Genomic DNA, 15,464 nt, shown 5'->3' with positions numbered 1-15,464 from the left:
GTTCTCGGAGCCGGGCGCCTTCAGTGAGTCACCGCGCCAGTCGCCCCAACAGGCCGGACGCCGCCGTGATGCCGATCGCCGAGGCCGCGAGCAGCACCACGAAGTCCAGCGGCAGGTCCGAGGGGATGCCGAGCAGCAGCCCGCGCAGCGCGTCGACCTCGTAGCTGAGAGGGTTGATCACGCTGATGTACCGCAGCCAGTCCGGCATGGCCGTGGTCGGGTAGAGCGCGTTGGACGCGAAGAACAACGGCATGGTGATGGCCTGCCCGATCCCCATCAGCCGGTCGCGGGTCAGCACGATCCCGGCGATCGTCACCGACAGGCAGGAGAAGAACGCCGAGCCGAGCAGCACGACCACGATCACGCCGGCCAGGCGCAGGGGGTTCCAGGTCATGCTCACGCCCAGCAGCGCGGCGATGAGCACCACGACCACCGCCTGGATCATCGCCTTCACCCCGGCGGCGAACGCCTTGCCGGTGACCAGCGCGACCCGCGGGGTCGGCGTGACCAGGAGCTTGGTCAGGACGCCCGAGTCGCGTTCCCAGATGATCTGGATGCCGTAGAAGATGGCGATGAACATGGTGGACTGGGCGATGATCCCGGGGGCCAGGTAGTCCAGGTACGGGATGCCGCCGGTCGGGATCACCTTGATGCGGGTGAAGGTCTCGCCGAAGATCAGCAGCCACAGGGCGGGCTGGACCGCGCGGGTGTACAGCTCGGTGCGATCGTGGCGCAGCTTCTGCAGCTCCACCACGCACATCGCGGCGACCCTGGCGGGCAGCACGCGCCACCCCGTGCGGGGGCGCGGCGGAACGAGCAGCAGGTCGAGATCACCGACGCCGGTCATGTCAGCCGACGCGGGAGGCGGTGTTGCGGGTACGGCGGACATCGCGGAACTCTCCTCCTCCTTCGTCGAGGCCGCTGCCGGCGACGTCACGGAAGACGTCCTCCAGCGTCGGCGTCGAGCCGTCGCCGAGGCGGACGCGCAGGTCGTCGGTGAGCTGCTCCGGCGTGCCGAGCGCCCGTACGCGTCCGTGGTGCATGAGCGCGATCCGGTCGCAGTACTGGTCGGCCTCGTCCATGTAATGCGTGGTGACCAGGACGGTCATCCCGGTGGCGGCGCGTACCGCCATGATGTGCTCCCACACGCTGGTGCGGGCGATGGGGTCGAGCCCGATCGTCGGCTCGTCCAGCATGAGCAGGCGTGGGGCGCTGACCAGTGCCTGGGCGAGTTCGAGGCGGCGTACCATGCCGCCGGAGTAGGTGGCGGCCAGCCGGTCGGCGGCGTCGGCGAGCCCGACCGCCTCCAGCGCCTGGCCGACCCGGGCCGCCCGCTCGCGCCGGGGGACGTCGAAAACGCGGGCGAACAGGGAGACGTTCTCACGCCCCGTCAGGCCCGCGTCCGCCGACAGTTGCTGGGGTACGTAGCCGAGCAGGCGGCGCACCGCCATCTGTTCGGTGGCCGCGTCGTGCCCGAACACCCGCACCATCCCGGACGGGACGGGCAGCAGTGTGGTCACGCAGCGGATGGCGGTGGTCTTGCCCGCGCCGTTGGGGCCGAGCAGGCCGAACACCTCACCGGAGACCACCGTCAGATCGAGGCCGTCCACGGCTTTCGTCGGACCGAAGGCGTGGCTCAGGCCGGTGCAGCTGACCGCCGGCGGGTCGTCCCTCATGCCATCTCCATCTCCTCGTGCAGTCCCTCGGCCAGCCTGCGCAGCGCCGGGAGCGCGACGCTCAGTGCGGCCCGGTCCTCCTCGCTGAGCCGTTCGACCTGCTCGCGGACGAGCGCGGCGCGCCGCTCCTCCCAGGCCCGCAGCCGCGCCTCGGCCTCGGGGGTGGCCAGCAGCCGGGCGGAGCGGCGGTCGTCATGGCCGATCTCGCGGCGCAGCAGCCCGGCGGCCGTGAGCTGGTTGACCAGCGTGGACACCGAGTTGCCCGCCAGGTAGAGCTCCTTGGCCGCCGCCGAGACCCCGATGCCGGGGTTGGCCGCGACCAGCCGCAGCAGCTCGACCTGGGCACCGCGCAGCCGCGGCCCGGTCATCCCCTGACGCAGTCGGCGCCGGACCAGCCGCTGGATACCGGTCAGGACGCCGACGAGGGCGTCAGGAAAGTCCGTTGTATCCATACCAAAAATATTAGCTCTGCTCACGAGTTAATAGGAAGCCCCCAGCTCACCCGGTCGTAGTAGGAGTTGACCGCGGGCTGGCCGGTGTAGTTGGGGCCGGCCTGATCGTCAGAACCCTGGTAGCGGTACGGCAGGTCGATGAGGCGCCGACCCGTCCAGCCGATCCGCCGAGTGCGGCTGTCGTACCTCACACCCTGCGAGCGCAGGGACGTGGTGAGATGGCGGCCCGCGGGCGTGCCATCCCTGAGACGGATGGAGCGAACGTCGAAGTTCGCGACGAACAGGCCGTCATCGGCGAGCCACGTGCCGATCCTGGCGAGCACTCCGAGCTTGTCACCGACGTAGTGCAGCCCGTGAACGCAGGTGATCAGGTCGAAGGGCTGCTCGGGCTCCCACGTGACGACGGAGGCGGTGACCAACCGCAGGCGCGGTGGTCGCTGGGGGCGGGCGAAGAAGTCGACCAGGTCGACGCCGACGATCTCGGCATCGTCGCCGAGCAGGTCGGCGGCCTGACCGAGGGCGTTCCCCGTCCCGCAGCACAGATCGAGCCAACGCACCGGCCGCCGCCTGGAGCGCAGCGTGTCGACGACGTTGATGCCCAGCTCTCGGTCGTAGCCGGGCAGGCGTCGTTCGCGATTCATCCGGCAGTTGGCCACGACGGAGGAGCGTTCGAGCGCGTCGTCGTCGAGCAGATTCATGAGCATCATGATGACCCTTGACAGCCAGCTTTACAGGAAAGAAACTTAACCAAATGCATCGAGAGAGCGCTCTCTCGCCATGGAAGGCGAGGGCGCTCCGGCATTACGGCGAGGAGCCCGGCACTCATGATCACAAGACGAACCCTGCTCGCCGGCGCGGCGGCAGCCGCCACCACCCCGGTGCTGGCACTCACCCCCCGGGCCGAGGCCGCCACGGTGCTGCCCCTGACCGTCGTCAACCACACCTACCGCTACGCCAACAGCGCGATCTTCCTCTACGTCGTCGGCACCGACCTGAGCACCGGCCAGCAGGTCTACGTCCGGGCAGACGGCACAAGAGTGCCGGTATCGGCCTCCCTCAACGGCCCCGACGGCTTCGCCGACCTGTCCATCCCACTTGCGGCCAACGGCGACACCCACCTCAACCTGCCGTGGATGTCCGGCCGCATCTACGTCTCCATCGGCCAGAAGGTCAAGTTCAGGGTGGTCACGGATGGCAACGGCCGACCGGCGTTACAGCACCCGGCCGGTTGGGTGAGCTCGGACCCCAGCTACGGCGTGCTGCACGACTTCATGGAGTTCACGTTCAAGAGCGATGGGATGTTCTGCAACACCACCATGGTCGACATGTTCAGCATCCCGATGGAGCTCCGGCTCGACGGGCAGTCCAGCCAGACCGTCGGCACCCTCGTCCCGAACGGCCGCGACACCCTCTTCGCCGGCATCGCGGCCAACCCCGCCTTCCGGCCGCTCATCGTCGGCGACAACCTCCGGGTGATCGCCCCGGGACACGGCATCGACTCGGGCATCTTCTCTTCGACGTACTTCGATCCGTACGTCACTCAGGTGTGGAACACGTACGCGTCGGCCAACCTGCGGGTGGTGGTCGGCGGGACCACCTACACCGGGCGGGTGTCCGGCGGCCAGCTCGTCTTCAACAACGGCATCCGGACGTTCGCACGGCCGAGCACCCGTGACATCTTCTACTGCAACGGCGCCCTGGACGCCGGCGGCACCTCCGGCCCGGTCGCGGCGATCCTCGGCGCCGCGTTCAACCGTTCGACGCTGCACAACCACCCCGACCAGCCGACGACCGACCGGAGCGCGTTCTATCTCACGTCGGTCAGCAACCACTACGCGCGGGTCCTGCACGAGAACACCCGGGACCACAAGGCGTACGGGTTCCCCTTCGACGACGTCGCGAACTTCGCGTCTTATGTACAGGATTTGGCCCCGACGTCGCTGCGGCTACGACTCACGCCGTTCAACGCGACCGCCTGACCCCTGTACACCTAGGTGACGGGCAAACCGGCGTGGCGGGCGAGGACGCGCAGGGCCGAGCGCAGCGCTTCCGCTTCGCCGGCGGTGAGCCCTTGGGTCAGCTCCGCATCGACCTCGGTCGCCGCCTGGGTGCACAAGGCCAGGAGTTCCCGGCCCTCGGTCGTGAGCGTGAGCACCTGCCTGCGCCGGTCGGACGGGGCGCGCTCGCGCCGCAGGGCGCCCAGTTCTTCCAGCCGGTCGGCAAGTGAGACCACCAGGCTGGGCGCCACGTCCATGAGTTTGGCGATGTCGAGCTGGGAGGCCGCCATCCCCGACTCCAGCGCGGTCAGGAGCCCCACGTGCTTGGGCTTGAGCCCGTGGGCCGCCAGCCGTGCCGAGAACCGTTCGGTCACCACCGCTCCCAGCGTGCCGAGCTGGAAGGCGAGCGTCTCAGGCAGCTTGACGTCGTTCACGTCCAAAATGCTAACATCCTCAATATCATTCACATACTGAACGATTTGAGGCCAGAATCATGCTCGACCCCACCACTGTCCAGATCCTCTTCGCCGACCTCCAGGACAGCATCGTCGAGGCCGGCACCACCAACCCGGCCTCGGCCATCCGCCGCTCGGCCAAGGTCGTGGGCGGGCTCGCCGCCGTGCTCGACATCCCGTTCACCGTCTCGGCCGCACCACGTCCGGACGGCCCCGGAGTGATCAAGGAAGTACCCGAGGCCGAGCCGTACGTGCGTACCGGCCCGTGCTGCTGGGACGATCTGGCCTGGCGAGAGGCGATCCTGGCCGCCGGCCGCCCCACGCTGGCCATCTGCGGGGTGACCACAGAGATCGTCGTGCTGCGCACCGCCCTGGACGCCCTCGCCACCGGCCTCGCCGTCCAGGTGCTGGTGGACGGGTGCGGCGGCCTCACCACACGTACCGAAAACGCGTCGCTGCGGCAGATCGAGGCCGCGGGCGGCGTGATCACCTCCGTGGCCGGCTTCGCCTCCGACATGGTGCGCGACTTCACCACTCCCACCGGCCGACAGGTCATCGCCGCACTACACGGACTGAATTGAGAACGGACCAACAATTCCTCCGCTCTTAAACCGCTCCCGATATTTCGGGCCTCTCCTCATTACGTCGGGCAATCGGCCCGGAGAGGGACCGCCACAAACGCCGTCATGCGGCTGCCCCTGGCTCTGAGCATCGCGGCGGCCCGCCTGGCCGCGCGGCCGAGCTGGCCGCTTCGCAAGATGGTCGCTGCGCTGGCCGAGGAGCAGCAGACCCTGGCGACGTTGACGATAGGAGACGACGTTGTCTCGGATGGAGGCCAGCGCGGCTGCTCGGCGAGCTGACCGACGCGAACCTGCTGACCGACATCCCTGACGGCCGCTACCACTTCCATCACGCGCCGGTCCGCTTGCCCGCCGCCCAACTGGTCCAAGCCGAGGACCAGCGCGCGGCTCGTGTGGACTCCCTCGCGATGCCGAACCACCTCCCGCCGAGCCGACGGACTTCGGCGGCCCGCAGGACGCGCTCGGCTGGCTGGAGTCCGAACGCGCGAACCTGAGCGCTGCCGTCACCCTGGCGCACACACGGGGGCGAGCCCTCCTGCTCTTTCAACGCGATCAAATGCTCAGTGAACCGCTCATCAGCCAAGATCATGCGAATTTCGGTCACGCCCGAGGATGGCGAGCGCAACTCTCTCATGTTGCGGCGATGGAGCGGACGGGCGCGAGCGTGTCGGCGCTCAGGTTGCGCCGATCGTCCAAGGGGCAACCGAGAAAGGCTCGGCGGCGATCGTCGGAGGAACTAGCCGTCTCAAAAGGCTATCGACCAGGTACGTCTACTCCTCGGCAGGGTTGTCCGGGGGTGGGGCCACAAAGGTACCCAGACCGCGCACCGAGTAAAGAACGCCCTCCTCGCGCAGACGTTCAAGAACCTTGCGGGCCGTGCCGCGGGCCACGCCGAACTCTTGAACGATCTGATGCTCGCTGGGCACAGGCGTATCAACCAGGTACGCGCCATCGGCGATCCGTTCCTTGATGATCTCCGCTACCTGAAGCCACTTGGGCTGATTGAGACGCCACTCGATCACAACGCAGAACGGTAGATGCCCGTATCGAACCGGAGATACCCAGGGGTAACTCTAGTTCTCTATGGTGAAGTATGGGGAAGGTGCTTTACGATGGCGGACATTGGCACGCCCGCCACGACGGAGCCAGCGCCGGGACGGGCCCTAGGGCATAGGAGGTCCAACCCATGGGGAACCCAACCACAGACCTACGATTCACACCCGCGCTGGCCTTCGACATCCGACAAGTGCTGGAGCGGCATGGGTACCGGCTCCCCGAGAGCAGTCCTCACCTGCAGACTCTGGTCCTGACCCGCTCGATGAGGGCGCTGCGCCACCTGGTCGAGATCTATGAGGGACGGACGGCGTGACGTGGCCGAACTCTGGCCCTTCCATGGGCCGCATCCTGCGCCGCTGCTGGCCGTACACGAGCGCCTGACCTGGTATTCACCCGCGAACCGCACTCATCGCGTGCGGGTGACCCGGCACAGCTGCGAGTGCCGGTCGATCCTCTTCGAGCTCTGCCACGCGGCCGGACAGGCGTTCATCCGCAGGACCATCCGGGGCAACGGCGATCCGGTCGCGCATGAGACCGACTGGCTGCTCACGGCGGCCGCCGAATGTCTCTACCAGCGGATCCTGCGGGGTGAGGCGCGCTGAGACCGGCCCGGCGGAGGTCGATGATCTGCTGATAGATCTTCTCCCATCAGTCCCAGCTGCGCCCATCGTCTGCCTCGCACAACCGTCCGTTGCGGAGCTGCCACGACGTGGGCGTCCCTATCAAGTGAGGTGCTTGGTGGATCCGATGAGTACCGCATTGTCGAGGGCACGCGGCGTGAGCCGCACTCCCGTGACACGCTCAGCCAGGGCGAACGCGGTGTGGATCGGATCGCCCCAGTCCTCATCGTCGTCATCGACATCCTCAATAGGCATATCGAGTTCGACCATGTGGGCCAGCAGCCGATCCTCGTCAGTGCCCGACCGAGAGCCGGGGCAGTCAGGCTCGAACCTGGTCACCACCTGGCCATCAGCCGCGTAGACAAAGTGCTGGTCAGCGTTGACGTTCAGAAACACAGAAGCGATCACCGTCCCCGCCGACAGCGGCTTGGTCACCGACTCCTGTATCCCGGCGAAGCCGTTGGGCTCAATGAGGATGGCACCGCCCTCGACCGCGCTCGCGGCGACCACCCCCTCGTCGAGCAAGTTCTCGATGTCCGCCTCGGGATCAGCGGTGATGCCCAGCCGGTCGAACGCCTCCTGCGGAGTCAGCCCTCGGACGAACGTGATGCAGAAGGCCATGGCCAGACTTTCGTCGTGGTCGTCGAACCAGCCATAGTCGTCGGCGTTCATCAGGTCTCCACGTCATCGGGGTCAACGCGGGAGATCTTGCCAGGCCGGTCCGACAGGAATTGTCGGTCTCCCTGCCTAATGTCCAGGCTGTGATCACCTATCTCACGGGCGACGCGACCGACCCCGCCGGCAACGAGCCGCGCATCATCTGCCACATTTGCAATGACGTCGGCGGCTGGGGCCGCGGATTCGTCCTGGCCATCTCCCGCCGCTGGCCGGAACCCGAGGCCAAGTTTCGCGCCTGGCACCGCTCAGGTGCGGGATCCGAGCTGGGCCAGGTACAGCTGGTTCAGGTCGAGGAGACCCTGTGGGTGGCGAACATGATCGGCCAGCACGGCATCCGGCCCACCATGGATGGGCCGCCCATCCGCTACGACGCGGTCGACCGCAGCCTGGAAGCCGTCGCCGCCAACGCCATCGAACTCGGCGCGAGCCTACATATGCCACGGATCGGCTGCGGTCTGGCCGGCGGGACCTGGAACCTGATCGAACCGCTGATCGCCCACAAGCTGGTTGGGCAAGGCATCCCCGTGACCGTCTACGACCTGGAATGAGCTCCTAACGACGTCCAGGGAGACGAACCAGCATGTGCTCAACCGAGTGTGCAGCTCACCTGGGGTAGCGCGTTGGTGGTGTTGTTCCAGGTGGCGGTGAAGCCGAAGGTCGTGGACGCGCCTACCGGCAGGTTGCCGTTGTAGCCCGCGTTGCGGGCCGTGACGGTGGCTCCGTTCTGGGTGAGTGTGGTGTTCCAGGATTGGGTGATCTGCTGGCCGTTGGCGAAGGTGAAGGTGGTCGTCCAGGCGGAGGAGGCGGTTGAGGAGTCGTTCTTCACGGTGATCTCGCCTTGGAAGGCGCCGCCCCACTGGGAGATCACCTTGTACGTGGCGGTGCACCGGGCCGGCGGCGGGGTCACCGACGGGGAGGGTGAGGTCGGTGGGGTCACGCCGTTGAGGACCTGCGCGAGCGGTGGGTACCAGCGGTCGGCCATCTTCTGGAAGCCGGTGTCGTTGGGGTGGACTCCGTCGCCGGTGTCGGTGGCCGTGTTGAAGCCGGTCCACAGGTCGGCGACGACGATGGGCGACTGTACGGTCGTGAGGCCGGCGGCCCAGCCCGGGATCGCGTTGTCGAGTGCCACCACATCAGCCGCACAGGTGGGGCAGCCGGACGGGTTCATAGGGATGATCTTGGCTACGATGATCTTCATGTTGGGGTTGTTGGCCCGCATCTGGCCGACCAGCTTGGTGTACGCGGCGAGGACGGTGCTGGTGGGGATGAAGCCGCCCCACATGTCGTTGGTGCCCAGGTGCATGAGGACGATGTCGGGTTTGGCCGCGTTCAGCCACGGCGGCAGTTGGTTCTGGTCGGCGATGCCGGTCGCGGCGTAGCCGCCGTGGCCCTCGTTGTCACCGTCGTACGAGTACCCGTAGTTGCAGCCGCCGTCAGGGACGCTGCCGACGAAGTCGATGTTCGTATATCCGGCGGTCTGCAAGTGGTGCCAGAGCTGGGCGCGCCAGCAGCCGGGTCCTGCGGTGATGGAGTCGCCGAGGGGCATGATGCGGACGGGGGCCGTCGCCGACAGCGCGGGCAGGGCGACGCCGAAGGCGACCGCCACGAGGAGCACGGTGAGGAAGGCGTACAGGTGGGATCTGCGACGCATGGCTGACTCCAGGTAGAGGGCACAACCGGGCCCGCCGACTGACGGACCCGGCCGAGTGGTTCTACGAGAGTGGGTTCTGGGTGAGCAGGTGTGCCTTGAAGCCCTCGCCGTAGGTGCTGGTGGGCGTTCCGCTGTAGTCGGTGATGAGTACGTTGCCCTGGCTGCAGCCCCATGGGTTCCAGGTCCAGGCGGTGTACCCGACGCCGTGCGCGTCGGCCCAGCTCATGACCTGGTCGATGTAGTCGTGGGCGCAGGAGTTCTGGCCGATCTCACCGGCGTGCACCGGCACCTGGGCCGCGACGGCGCCGACCTGGCTGTTCCAGCAGGCGGTGTTGGAGCAGGTGTTGAAGTTGTAGGTGTGCCAGGCGGCCATCAGGTTGCCGGTCGGGTCGGTCGGCTTGTACGTCAGCCACTGGCTCAGGTCGTTGGACCAGGCCAGTCCGCCGAGCATGATCACATTGGTGGCGCCGGTGGCGCGCACGGTGTTGACCAGCGACTGCATGCCGGCCACCGGGTAGCCGATGCCGGTGCAGGTGCCGCCGTCGCGCCAGCACTTCCAGCCGGCGGTGGCGTCCCAGTTGGCGGCCGCGTCCGGGTAGGGCTCGTTGAACAGGTCGAAGACGACCGCGTTGTTGCCCTTGAAGGCATTGGCCACCCCGGTCCAGAACGTCGGCGCGTACTGGGCGTCGGGCATCGGCTTCTGGCAGGTCGCCGTGGTGTCCGAGCAACCGGCGCCCTGGCCGGTGTACTGGCCGTAGTTCCAGTGCATCTCCACGATCGGCGTGATGCCGTTGGCGACCAGCAGGTTCACGTAGGTTTTGACGTTCTGCTGGTAGGTGGCGCCGCTGGGCGTGCCGTTGGTGCCGTTCCAGCACTCCTCGTTCAGCGGGATCCGGACCGCGTGGATGTTCCAGGCCTTCATCGCGTCGACCGAGGCCTGATCCACGGGGCCGCTGTCCCACATGCCCTTGCCCTGTACGCAGGCGAACTCGCCGCTGGCCCGGTTGACGCCCAGCAGGCGGTAGGTGGCGCCGGCGGCGGTGACCAGCCGGTTTCCCGAGACGTGCAGAGCGGGTGCCGCGCCTCCCGTGCTGCCGTCGTTGTCGACCTCGGTGGCGTTCACCGTCACCGAGGTCAAGCCGCTGGACGCCACGGTGATCGGCCGGGTGCCGTTCGTGGTGTCGCTGTCTTCCGAAGCGCTCAACGTCACCGTTTGCGGGGTGTTCCAGTTGGCCGTGGTGAAGGTCAGGGTGGCTCCGCCGGTCACGGTGATGTTGCTGTCACCGGTGCCCGCTGTGCTGGTGACCGTCACGTTGGCGGCCGGCTGGGACTGCAGGCGGACCGTGAAGCCGCCGGTCCCGCCCTCGGGCACGCTCACGCTGGTGGAGGAGGCCACCAGCGCCTGCTGCGTCCCGCCGGCACCGTTGCCGGTGCACGAGACGCTGGGCGGGTTGTTGTTGACACCCCCGGTGTAGGTGCCGTTGAAGCCGACGGTCCAGGTCGCCCCGGTGCCCTTGGCGGCGTTGTAGGAGACCGGATTGATGGTGATGACCGCCCCCGCCGGCGTGGGCGTCGCCGGGGTGGGTACGCCTTCCCACATCTGGGTGATCACCTGATTGTTGGGGAAGTCGAAGCTCAGTGCCCAAGTGGTCAACGGGTCACCGGTGTTGGTCACCGTTATGGTGGCGCCGAACCCGCTGCCGCTGTCCCAGCTCTTGGTATAGGTGGCCGAACACGACACGGCGGCGTCGGCCGCGCTCTGGACGGTGGCGAGCCCGAATCCGGCCAGCAGTACGGCGACTGCGGCCGTCCAGGCTCTGCGCCACAAGTTCCGGCGGAATGGCATGAGGGTCCTCCGTGACGAAACCGATGGGTACACCGCCTTCTTGAAGCGGCCAAGCAGCGCCCGTCCCGGCTCTCCCCGGCTTTTGGGAGCGCTCCCAACAATCTGCTGAACCGGTTTACCTCGCAAGAGCGTCCCCCGCCCCGGAAGTGGGGCACCCGCACCGACCTTGGACAAGACCGAGAACGCTGCTGAAACTTTCAGCCGGGGTCCGCCGGCCCGAAAAGCGCTGATGCGTCAGGAGGCGAGGACGCGGGCCAGGGTGTGCAGGGTCTCCAGAGGCGTGCCGGGCGGTGGGGAGACGCGGAGCACGGGTTCGCGCAGGTCCAACGGCGCCCGGCTGGTCGGCACCACGCTGACCAGCAGGGACGCCTCCGCCGCCCGGGCCGCGGCGTGCTCGGCCGTGTCGGTCGGCGGGGGTCTGAGCGTGACGAGGGCGGACGGCTCGTCGAGCGGTTCGGCCACGCGCCAGCCCCCGGCCCCGTCGAGGAGACCGCGTGCCGTACGACCGAGGTCGGCCAGAGCGGCTTGAAGCAAGGACGGGCCGAGCGCGTGCTGTTCGAGTACGGCCACACCGAGCCCGACCCGCGCCGCGATCGCTCCTTCTGAGCTCTCGTACCGCACCGCGCCAGGCAGTGGCACCGGCGACGGTTCGCTCCAGAGGTGCCCTCCGAGGGTGGGAGCCGCGGCGTCCATGGCAGGGGTGAGGTCGGGCACAATCAGGAAGCCGACGCCGCGCGGCCCGGCCAGCCACTTGCGCGAGGTCCCCACGTACGCGCTCGCGCCCGCCCCGCGTACCTCCACGTGCCCGAGCGACTGGCAGACGTCCAGCACGAGAGGGATCCCCGCCGCGCGGCACCGCGCCCCGATCTCGGCCGCCGGTTGCACGACGCCGCGGTGGGAGCCGATGTGGGAGAGGACCATCAGGTCCAGCCCGGCCCGCACGCCTGCAGCGTCGAGGCGGCCGTCGTCGTCCACCGGAAGTTCGACGAGCTTCCAGTCCCGCTGTTCGGCGAGGCGGCGCAGCAGCATCAGCGTGCTGCCGTACTCGCTGCGCGTGTATCCGACGCTGCTGCCCGGCGCGAGCCGCCACCCGCCCAGCAGCGCCGCCATCGCGGCCGTCCCGCTCTCCAGGAAGGCCACGTCCTCCGGACCGGCGCCGACCAGCTCGGCCAGAGCCGACTTCGCCGTGGTCAGGTCCGGGACGGCGGCGTAGCCGCCGCGCTGCCGTTCCAGCCGCAGCTGCGCCATGACCGCGTCGAGCACCCGGTCGCTAGGCACGTTGCAGCCGGCCGCGTCGAGATGCCCGGGCGGTGCCGCGCCGCGCGCGGCCCGCCACAGGGTCCCAACGCTCACACTCCGGCCAGGACCAGGGTGAAGTCCCCGGCCGGGTCCGTGTAGCTGCGGCGCACCTCGAACCCCGCGTCCGCGAGCTCCGCCCGCAGCCCCTCCGGCCGGAACTTGGCGCTGATCTCGGTCCGCGTCTCCTCCCCCTCGGCGAAGTCGGCGACCAGCCCCAGCCCGCCGATCCGCACCCGCATGTCCCGGCTCGCCCGCAGCCGCATCTCGATCCACTCGTTCCGCTCGTCGTACAGCGCCACGTGCTCGAACGCCTCCGGGTCGAAGTCCGCCGCCAGCTCCCGGTTGATCACCCGCAGCACGTTCCTGTTGAAGGCGGCCGTCACCCCGGCCGGGTCGTCGTAGGCCGCGACCAACCGCCCGGTGTCCTTCACCAGGTCCGCCCCGAGCAGGAACGTGTCCCCGGGCCGGAGCGTGGCCCGCAGGTCTTTCATGAACACCGCGCGGGCGGCCGGTTCGAGGTTTCCGATCGTGCCGCCGAGGAAGGCCACCATTCGCCGCCCGGTACGCGGTAGCAACGCCAGATGGCGCTCGAAGTCGGCGCACAGCGCCCTGACCCGTAGCCCGGGGAAGAGCCCGGCCAGCCGATGCGCCGCCGCCGACAGGGTGACCTCGTCGACGTCCACCGGCGTGTAGACGCGCGGGGCGAGCGCCTCGAGCAGCAGGACGGTCTTCTCGCTGGTACCCGAGCCCAGCTCGACCAGCGTGTCCGCACCGCTGGCGGCGGCCAGGTCCGCGGCCCGCGCGCGCAGGATGGCGAGCTCGCGCCGGGTCGGGTAGTACTCGGGCAACCGGGTGATGCGGGAGAACAACTCGCTGCCCGCGGCGTCGTAGAACCACTTGGGCGGCAGCCACTTGGGCACAGCCGTCAGTCCCGTCCTGACGTCGTGTTCGAGTGCCTGGCGTAGATAGCCGCGGTCAAGATGGTTGATCACGTGCACGGTGGACTGGCTGACGGGCATGAGGCCTCCCCGAGTGGATTACAACGGCTGGACGCGTACGTCGTCGCGGGTGACGGTCAGCAGGCTGCGCTCGGGTACCGCCTGCCATCCGGGCAGGTCGTCGAGCGGCTCGCTGGCCACCAGCACGCCGTCGTGAAGTCGGTGATGGAAGAGGGTGTCGCCCCAGACGGTGGCGGCGATCGACGCGCCGTCGCAGGCGAGCAGGTTCAGGCGAGCGCCGGGGTCCTTCTCCCCGGCGTGGACGACCACCTCGGCGAGCGCCTCGCCCAGGCCGAGCCCGGCGTGCCCGCGCTGGAACACGGCGGCGGCGACCCAGGCGGCGTCGCACGTGCTCTCGGCGTCGTCGGCCAGGTCCCTGACCGCGTCCCGCGCGACGCGGCCGTTGTGGCTGAGCAGCCACCGCCCGTCGGTGAACGGCGGGGTGGCACTCTCCTCGATCGGCATGCCGACGGTGGCCGAGCGGACGGCCGCCAGCAGGCAGGTCGAGCGGGCGATCCGCGCGAGCCCGGGCAGATTGGCGTCGGTCCAGATGGGCACGGAACGGCGATACCGCACAGAGCGCCCCGATTCATACCAGCCCATGCCGTACCCGTCGGCGTTGATTGTGCCGTGACGCTGCCGCCGCGGCGCGTACGACTGTTTCAACAGGCCGTGTTCCGGCTCGTGAATGAGCCAGTCGAGCGAGCGGGCGGCGCCCAGCCAGGCCGCGTGCCTGCACATCAGACCCGCTCCGAACGGGCGCAGCGGAAGCCGGTGAAGATCTGCCGGCGGATCGGATAGTCCCAGTTTCTGAACGTGGTCCGCACCGCCGCCGGATCGGCCGCCCAGGAGCCACCGCGCAGCACCCGGTACTCCTGGCCGAAGAACACCTCGCTGTACTCCTTGTACGGAAAAGTGCGGAAGCCGGGATAGGGCTGGAACCAGGAGGCAGTCCACTCCCAGACGTCACCCACCATCTGCTCGGCCCCGTAGGCGCCGGCCCCGGCCGGGTAGGCGCCCAGCGGCGCGGGATGGGCGGCGCGGTGCCCGAGGTTCGCCCGGTCGGGGCCTGGGGCGTCCTCACCCCATGGGTACCTGTGCGCCTTCCCGGCCCGAGGGTCCCAGCCGCAGGCCTTCTCCCATTCGGCCTCGGTGGGGAGCCGCTTGCCCGCCCAGCGGGCGTAGGCGTCGGCCTCGTACCAGCTCACGTGCTGGACCGGCTCGTCCATCGGGACCGGCTCGGTACGGCCGAAGCGGGTACGCGACCAGGCGGCGCCGTCCCTGACCCAGAACAGCGGGGCGAAGACCCCGCTCCGCTGCCGCCACTGCCAGCCCTCCGCCGACCACCAGCGCGGGTCGTCGTAGCCGCCGTCCTCGATGAACGCCTCGTAGGCGCGGTTGCCCACGGGCAGCCGGTCGATCCAGTACGCGGGCAGGTCCACCCGGTGGGCCGGCCGTTCGTTGTCGTAAGCCCAGGGCAGGGTGTCGGTGCCCATGACGAAGGAGCCCGCGGGCACGAAGACCTCTTCCGGACCCTCGCTGCGGCCCGGCGGAAGGTCGCCGTCGCGCACCAGCCCGGGCTGCCCGGACAGTTGCAGGGTGGCGAGCATGGTCTCGTCATGCTGATGCTCGTGCTGGATGACCAGGCCGAACACGAAGCCGTCGCGGTGCAGCGGGGCGGGTCCGTCCAGGTCGATCGCATCGAGGACGTCGAGCACCCGCCCGCGTACGCCCTCGATGTAGCGGCGGGCCTCGGCCGGGCCCAGGAAGGGCAGGCTGGGACGATCCTTGCGCGGCGTCTTGAACGCGTCGTAGATGTCGTCGATCTCGGGCCGCAGCGGGTCGATGCCCCCGGCCGCGCGCAGCACCCAGAGCTCCTCGTAGTTGCCCACGTGCGCCAGGTCCCACACCAGTGGCGACATCAACTGGGAGTGCTGGCGTACCAGCAGGTCGTCCTCCGCCGCCGTGTAGGTGAGTGACCGGTCGCGCACCGCGATGAGCTCGGCCGCGATGCGTTCCTTGAAGTCGTTCATCTGAATGATGGCGCGGAGACCCGGTCCGTCAGGGCCGGGAGGAAGCGCCACCCCTCCTTTCGAAAACAGTATGGAAAGACTCGGTCACGCTCGGTAATGTGTGCGGTGGGTGAGGATGCTGG

Annotated in this window: 19 protein-coding genes; 6 read left to right on the top strand and 13 right to left on the bottom strand. The window is 68.9% G+C overall.

Features of this window, described 5'->3' with window-relative positions:
* Positions 1-28: 28 nt before the first annotated feature.
* From ACGFNP_RS42125 to ACGFNP_RS42110, 4 genes are read right to left on the bottom strand one after another with little or no spacing between them, the layout of a single operon-like run.
* On the bottom strand, positions 29-889 hold the full coding sequence (locus ACGFNP_RS42125; protein ID WP_393328425.1) for an ABC transporter permease: 861 nt from the start codon (positions 887-889) through the stop codon (positions 29-31).
* A complete protein-coding gene (locus ACGFNP_RS42120) occupies positions 849-1,676 on the bottom strand; it encodes an ABC transporter ATP-binding protein (protein ID WP_393328423.1) in 828 nt (275 codons plus the stop codon). Before ACGFNP_RS42120 ends, ACGFNP_RS42125 begins: the two co-directional genes overlap by 41 nt.
* Positions 1,673-2,128 carry a MarR family winged helix-turn-helix transcriptional regulator gene (locus ACGFNP_RS42115; RefSeq protein ID WP_393328420.1) on the bottom strand — a complete coding sequence of 152 codons (456 nt, stop codon included), beginning with the start codon at positions 2,126-2,128 and terminating at the stop codon, positions 1,673-1,675. The genes ACGFNP_RS42120 and ACGFNP_RS42115 overlap by 4 nt, the downstream gene beginning before the upstream one ends.
* A gap of 20 nt (positions 2,129-2,148) precedes the next feature.
* Positions 2,149-2,826 (bottom strand): class I SAM-dependent methyltransferase, encoded by a 678-nt coding sequence (locus ACGFNP_RS42110; protein WP_393328417.1) that lies wholly within the window; start codon positions 2,824-2,826, stop codon positions 2,149-2,151.
* Positions 2,827-2,952: 126 nt separating this feature from the next.
* On the opposite strand from ACGFNP_RS42110, the gene ACGFNP_RS42105 reads away from it, so the two are divergent.
* Positions 2,953-4,107, top strand: a complete 1,155-nt coding sequence (locus ACGFNP_RS42105) for a beta-1,3-glucanase family protein (RefSeq protein WP_393328414.1) — start codon at positions 2,953-2,955, stop codon at positions 4,105-4,107.
* 11 nt (positions 4,108-4,118) lie between these two features.
* Here ACGFNP_RS42105 and ACGFNP_RS42100 read toward each other — a convergent pair whose 3' ends face one another.
* The gene (locus ACGFNP_RS42100) at positions 4,119-4,559 is read right to left on the bottom strand and encodes a MarR family winged helix-turn-helix transcriptional regulator (protein WP_393328411.1); all 441 of its coding nucleotides are present in this window, start codon (positions 4,557-4,559) and stop codon (positions 4,119-4,121) included.
* Between the two features lie 59 nt (positions 4,560-4,618).
* Here ACGFNP_RS42100 and ACGFNP_RS42095 point away from each other — a divergent pair, with 59 nt between their 5' ends.
* On the top strand, positions 4,619-5,161 hold the full coding sequence (locus ACGFNP_RS42095; protein ID WP_393328408.1) for an isochorismatase family protein: 543 nt from the start codon (positions 4,619-4,621) through the stop codon (positions 5,159-5,161).
* Positions 5,162-5,266: 105 nt separating this feature from the next.
* Positions 5,267-5,440 carry a hypothetical protein gene (locus ACGFNP_RS42090; RefSeq protein ID WP_393328406.1) on the top strand — a complete coding sequence of 58 codons (174 nt, stop codon included), beginning with the start codon at positions 5,267-5,269 and terminating at the stop codon, positions 5,438-5,440.
* Positions 5,441-5,931: 491 nt separating this feature from the next.
* On the opposite strand, the gene ACGFNP_RS42085 is transcribed toward ACGFNP_RS42090, so the two are convergent.
* Positions 5,932-6,183, bottom strand: coding sequence for a GntR family transcriptional regulator (locus ACGFNP_RS42085; RefSeq protein ID WP_393328404.1), 252 nt, complete (start codon positions 6,181-6,183; stop codon positions 5,932-5,934).
* 164 nt (positions 6,184-6,347) lie between these two features.
* On the opposite strand from ACGFNP_RS42085, the gene ACGFNP_RS42080 reads away from it, so the two are divergent.
* On the top strand, positions 6,348-6,530 hold the full coding sequence (locus tag ACGFNP_RS42080) for a hypothetical protein (RefSeq protein ID WP_393328401.1): 183 nt from the start codon (positions 6,348-6,350) through the stop codon (positions 6,528-6,530).
* Position 6,531: 1 nt separating this feature from the next.
* Positions 6,532-6,819 (top strand): hypothetical protein, encoded by a 288-nt coding sequence (locus tag ACGFNP_RS42075; RefSeq protein ID WP_393328399.1) that lies wholly within the window; start codon positions 6,532-6,534, stop codon positions 6,817-6,819.
* 120 nt (positions 6,820-6,939) lie between these two features.
* Here ACGFNP_RS42075 and ACGFNP_RS42070 read toward each other — a convergent pair whose 3' ends face one another.
* Entirely contained in the window at positions 6,940-7,509 is a 570-nt protein-coding gene (locus tag ACGFNP_RS42070) for a DUF6461 domain-containing protein (protein WP_393328396.1), read from the bottom strand.
* An 89-nt stretch (positions 7,510-7,598) separates the two neighbouring features.
* Between ACGFNP_RS42070 and ACGFNP_RS42065 the strand changes: the two genes are divergently transcribed.
* Positions 7,599-8,063 carry a macro domain-containing protein gene (locus tag ACGFNP_RS42065; RefSeq protein WP_393328393.1) on the top strand — a complete coding sequence of 155 codons (465 nt, stop codon included), beginning with the start codon at positions 7,599-7,601 and terminating at the stop codon, positions 8,061-8,063.
* Between the two features lie 38 nt (positions 8,064-8,101).
* Here ACGFNP_RS42065 and ACGFNP_RS42060 read toward each other — a convergent pair whose 3' ends face one another.
* The 6 genes from ACGFNP_RS42060 to egtB all read right to left on the bottom strand — a co-directional run bounded on the left by ACGFNP_RS42060 (position 8,102) and on the right by egtB (position 15,342).
* Positions 8,102-9,166, bottom strand: a complete 1,065-nt coding sequence (locus ACGFNP_RS42060; protein ID WP_393328391.1) for a cellulose binding domain-containing protein — start codon at positions 9,164-9,166, stop codon at positions 8,102-8,104.
* A 61-nt stretch (positions 9,167-9,227) separates the two neighbouring features.
* Positions 9,228-11,012, bottom strand: coding sequence for a cellulase family glycosylhydrolase (locus ACGFNP_RS42055; RefSeq protein ID WP_358322789.1), 1,785 nt, complete (start codon positions 11,010-11,012; stop codon positions 9,228-9,230).
* Between the two features lie 234 nt (positions 11,013-11,246).
* Positions 11,247-12,365 carry an ergothioneine biosynthesis PLP-dependent enzyme EgtE gene (gene egtE / locus ACGFNP_RS42050; RefSeq protein ID WP_393328388.1) on the bottom strand — a complete coding sequence of 373 codons (1,119 nt, stop codon included), beginning with the start codon at positions 12,363-12,365 and terminating at the stop codon, positions 11,247-11,249.
* Positions 12,362-13,330 (bottom strand): L-histidine N(alpha)-methyltransferase, encoded by a 969-nt coding sequence (gene egtD, locus ACGFNP_RS42045; protein WP_393328385.1) that lies wholly within the window; start codon positions 13,328-13,330, stop codon positions 12,362-12,364. Before egtD ends, egtE begins: the two co-directional genes overlap by 4 nt.
* 18 nt (positions 13,331-13,348) lie before the next feature.
* The gene (gene egtC, locus ACGFNP_RS42040) at positions 13,349-14,050 is read right to left on the bottom strand and encodes an ergothioneine biosynthesis protein EgtC (RefSeq protein WP_393328382.1); all 702 of its coding nucleotides are present in this window, start codon (positions 14,048-14,050) and stop codon (positions 13,349-13,351) included.
* Positions 14,050-15,342 carry an ergothioneine biosynthesis protein EgtB gene (egtB, locus tag ACGFNP_RS42035; RefSeq protein WP_358322800.1) on the bottom strand — a complete coding sequence of 431 codons (1,293 nt, stop codon included), beginning with the start codon at positions 15,340-15,342 and terminating at the stop codon, positions 14,050-14,052. The genes egtC and egtB overlap by 1 nt, the downstream gene beginning before the upstream one ends.
* Positions 15,343-15,464: the final 122 nt, after the last annotated feature.

The organism is Nonomuraea sp. NPDC049269, from assembly GCF_043197155.1.
Taxonomy (GTDB): Bacteria; Actinomycetota; Actinomycetes; order Streptosporangiales; family Streptosporangiaceae; genus Nonomuraea.
Note: the sequence above shows the minus strand (reverse complement) of the source record. Positions and strands in the feature narration are given on the sequence as shown.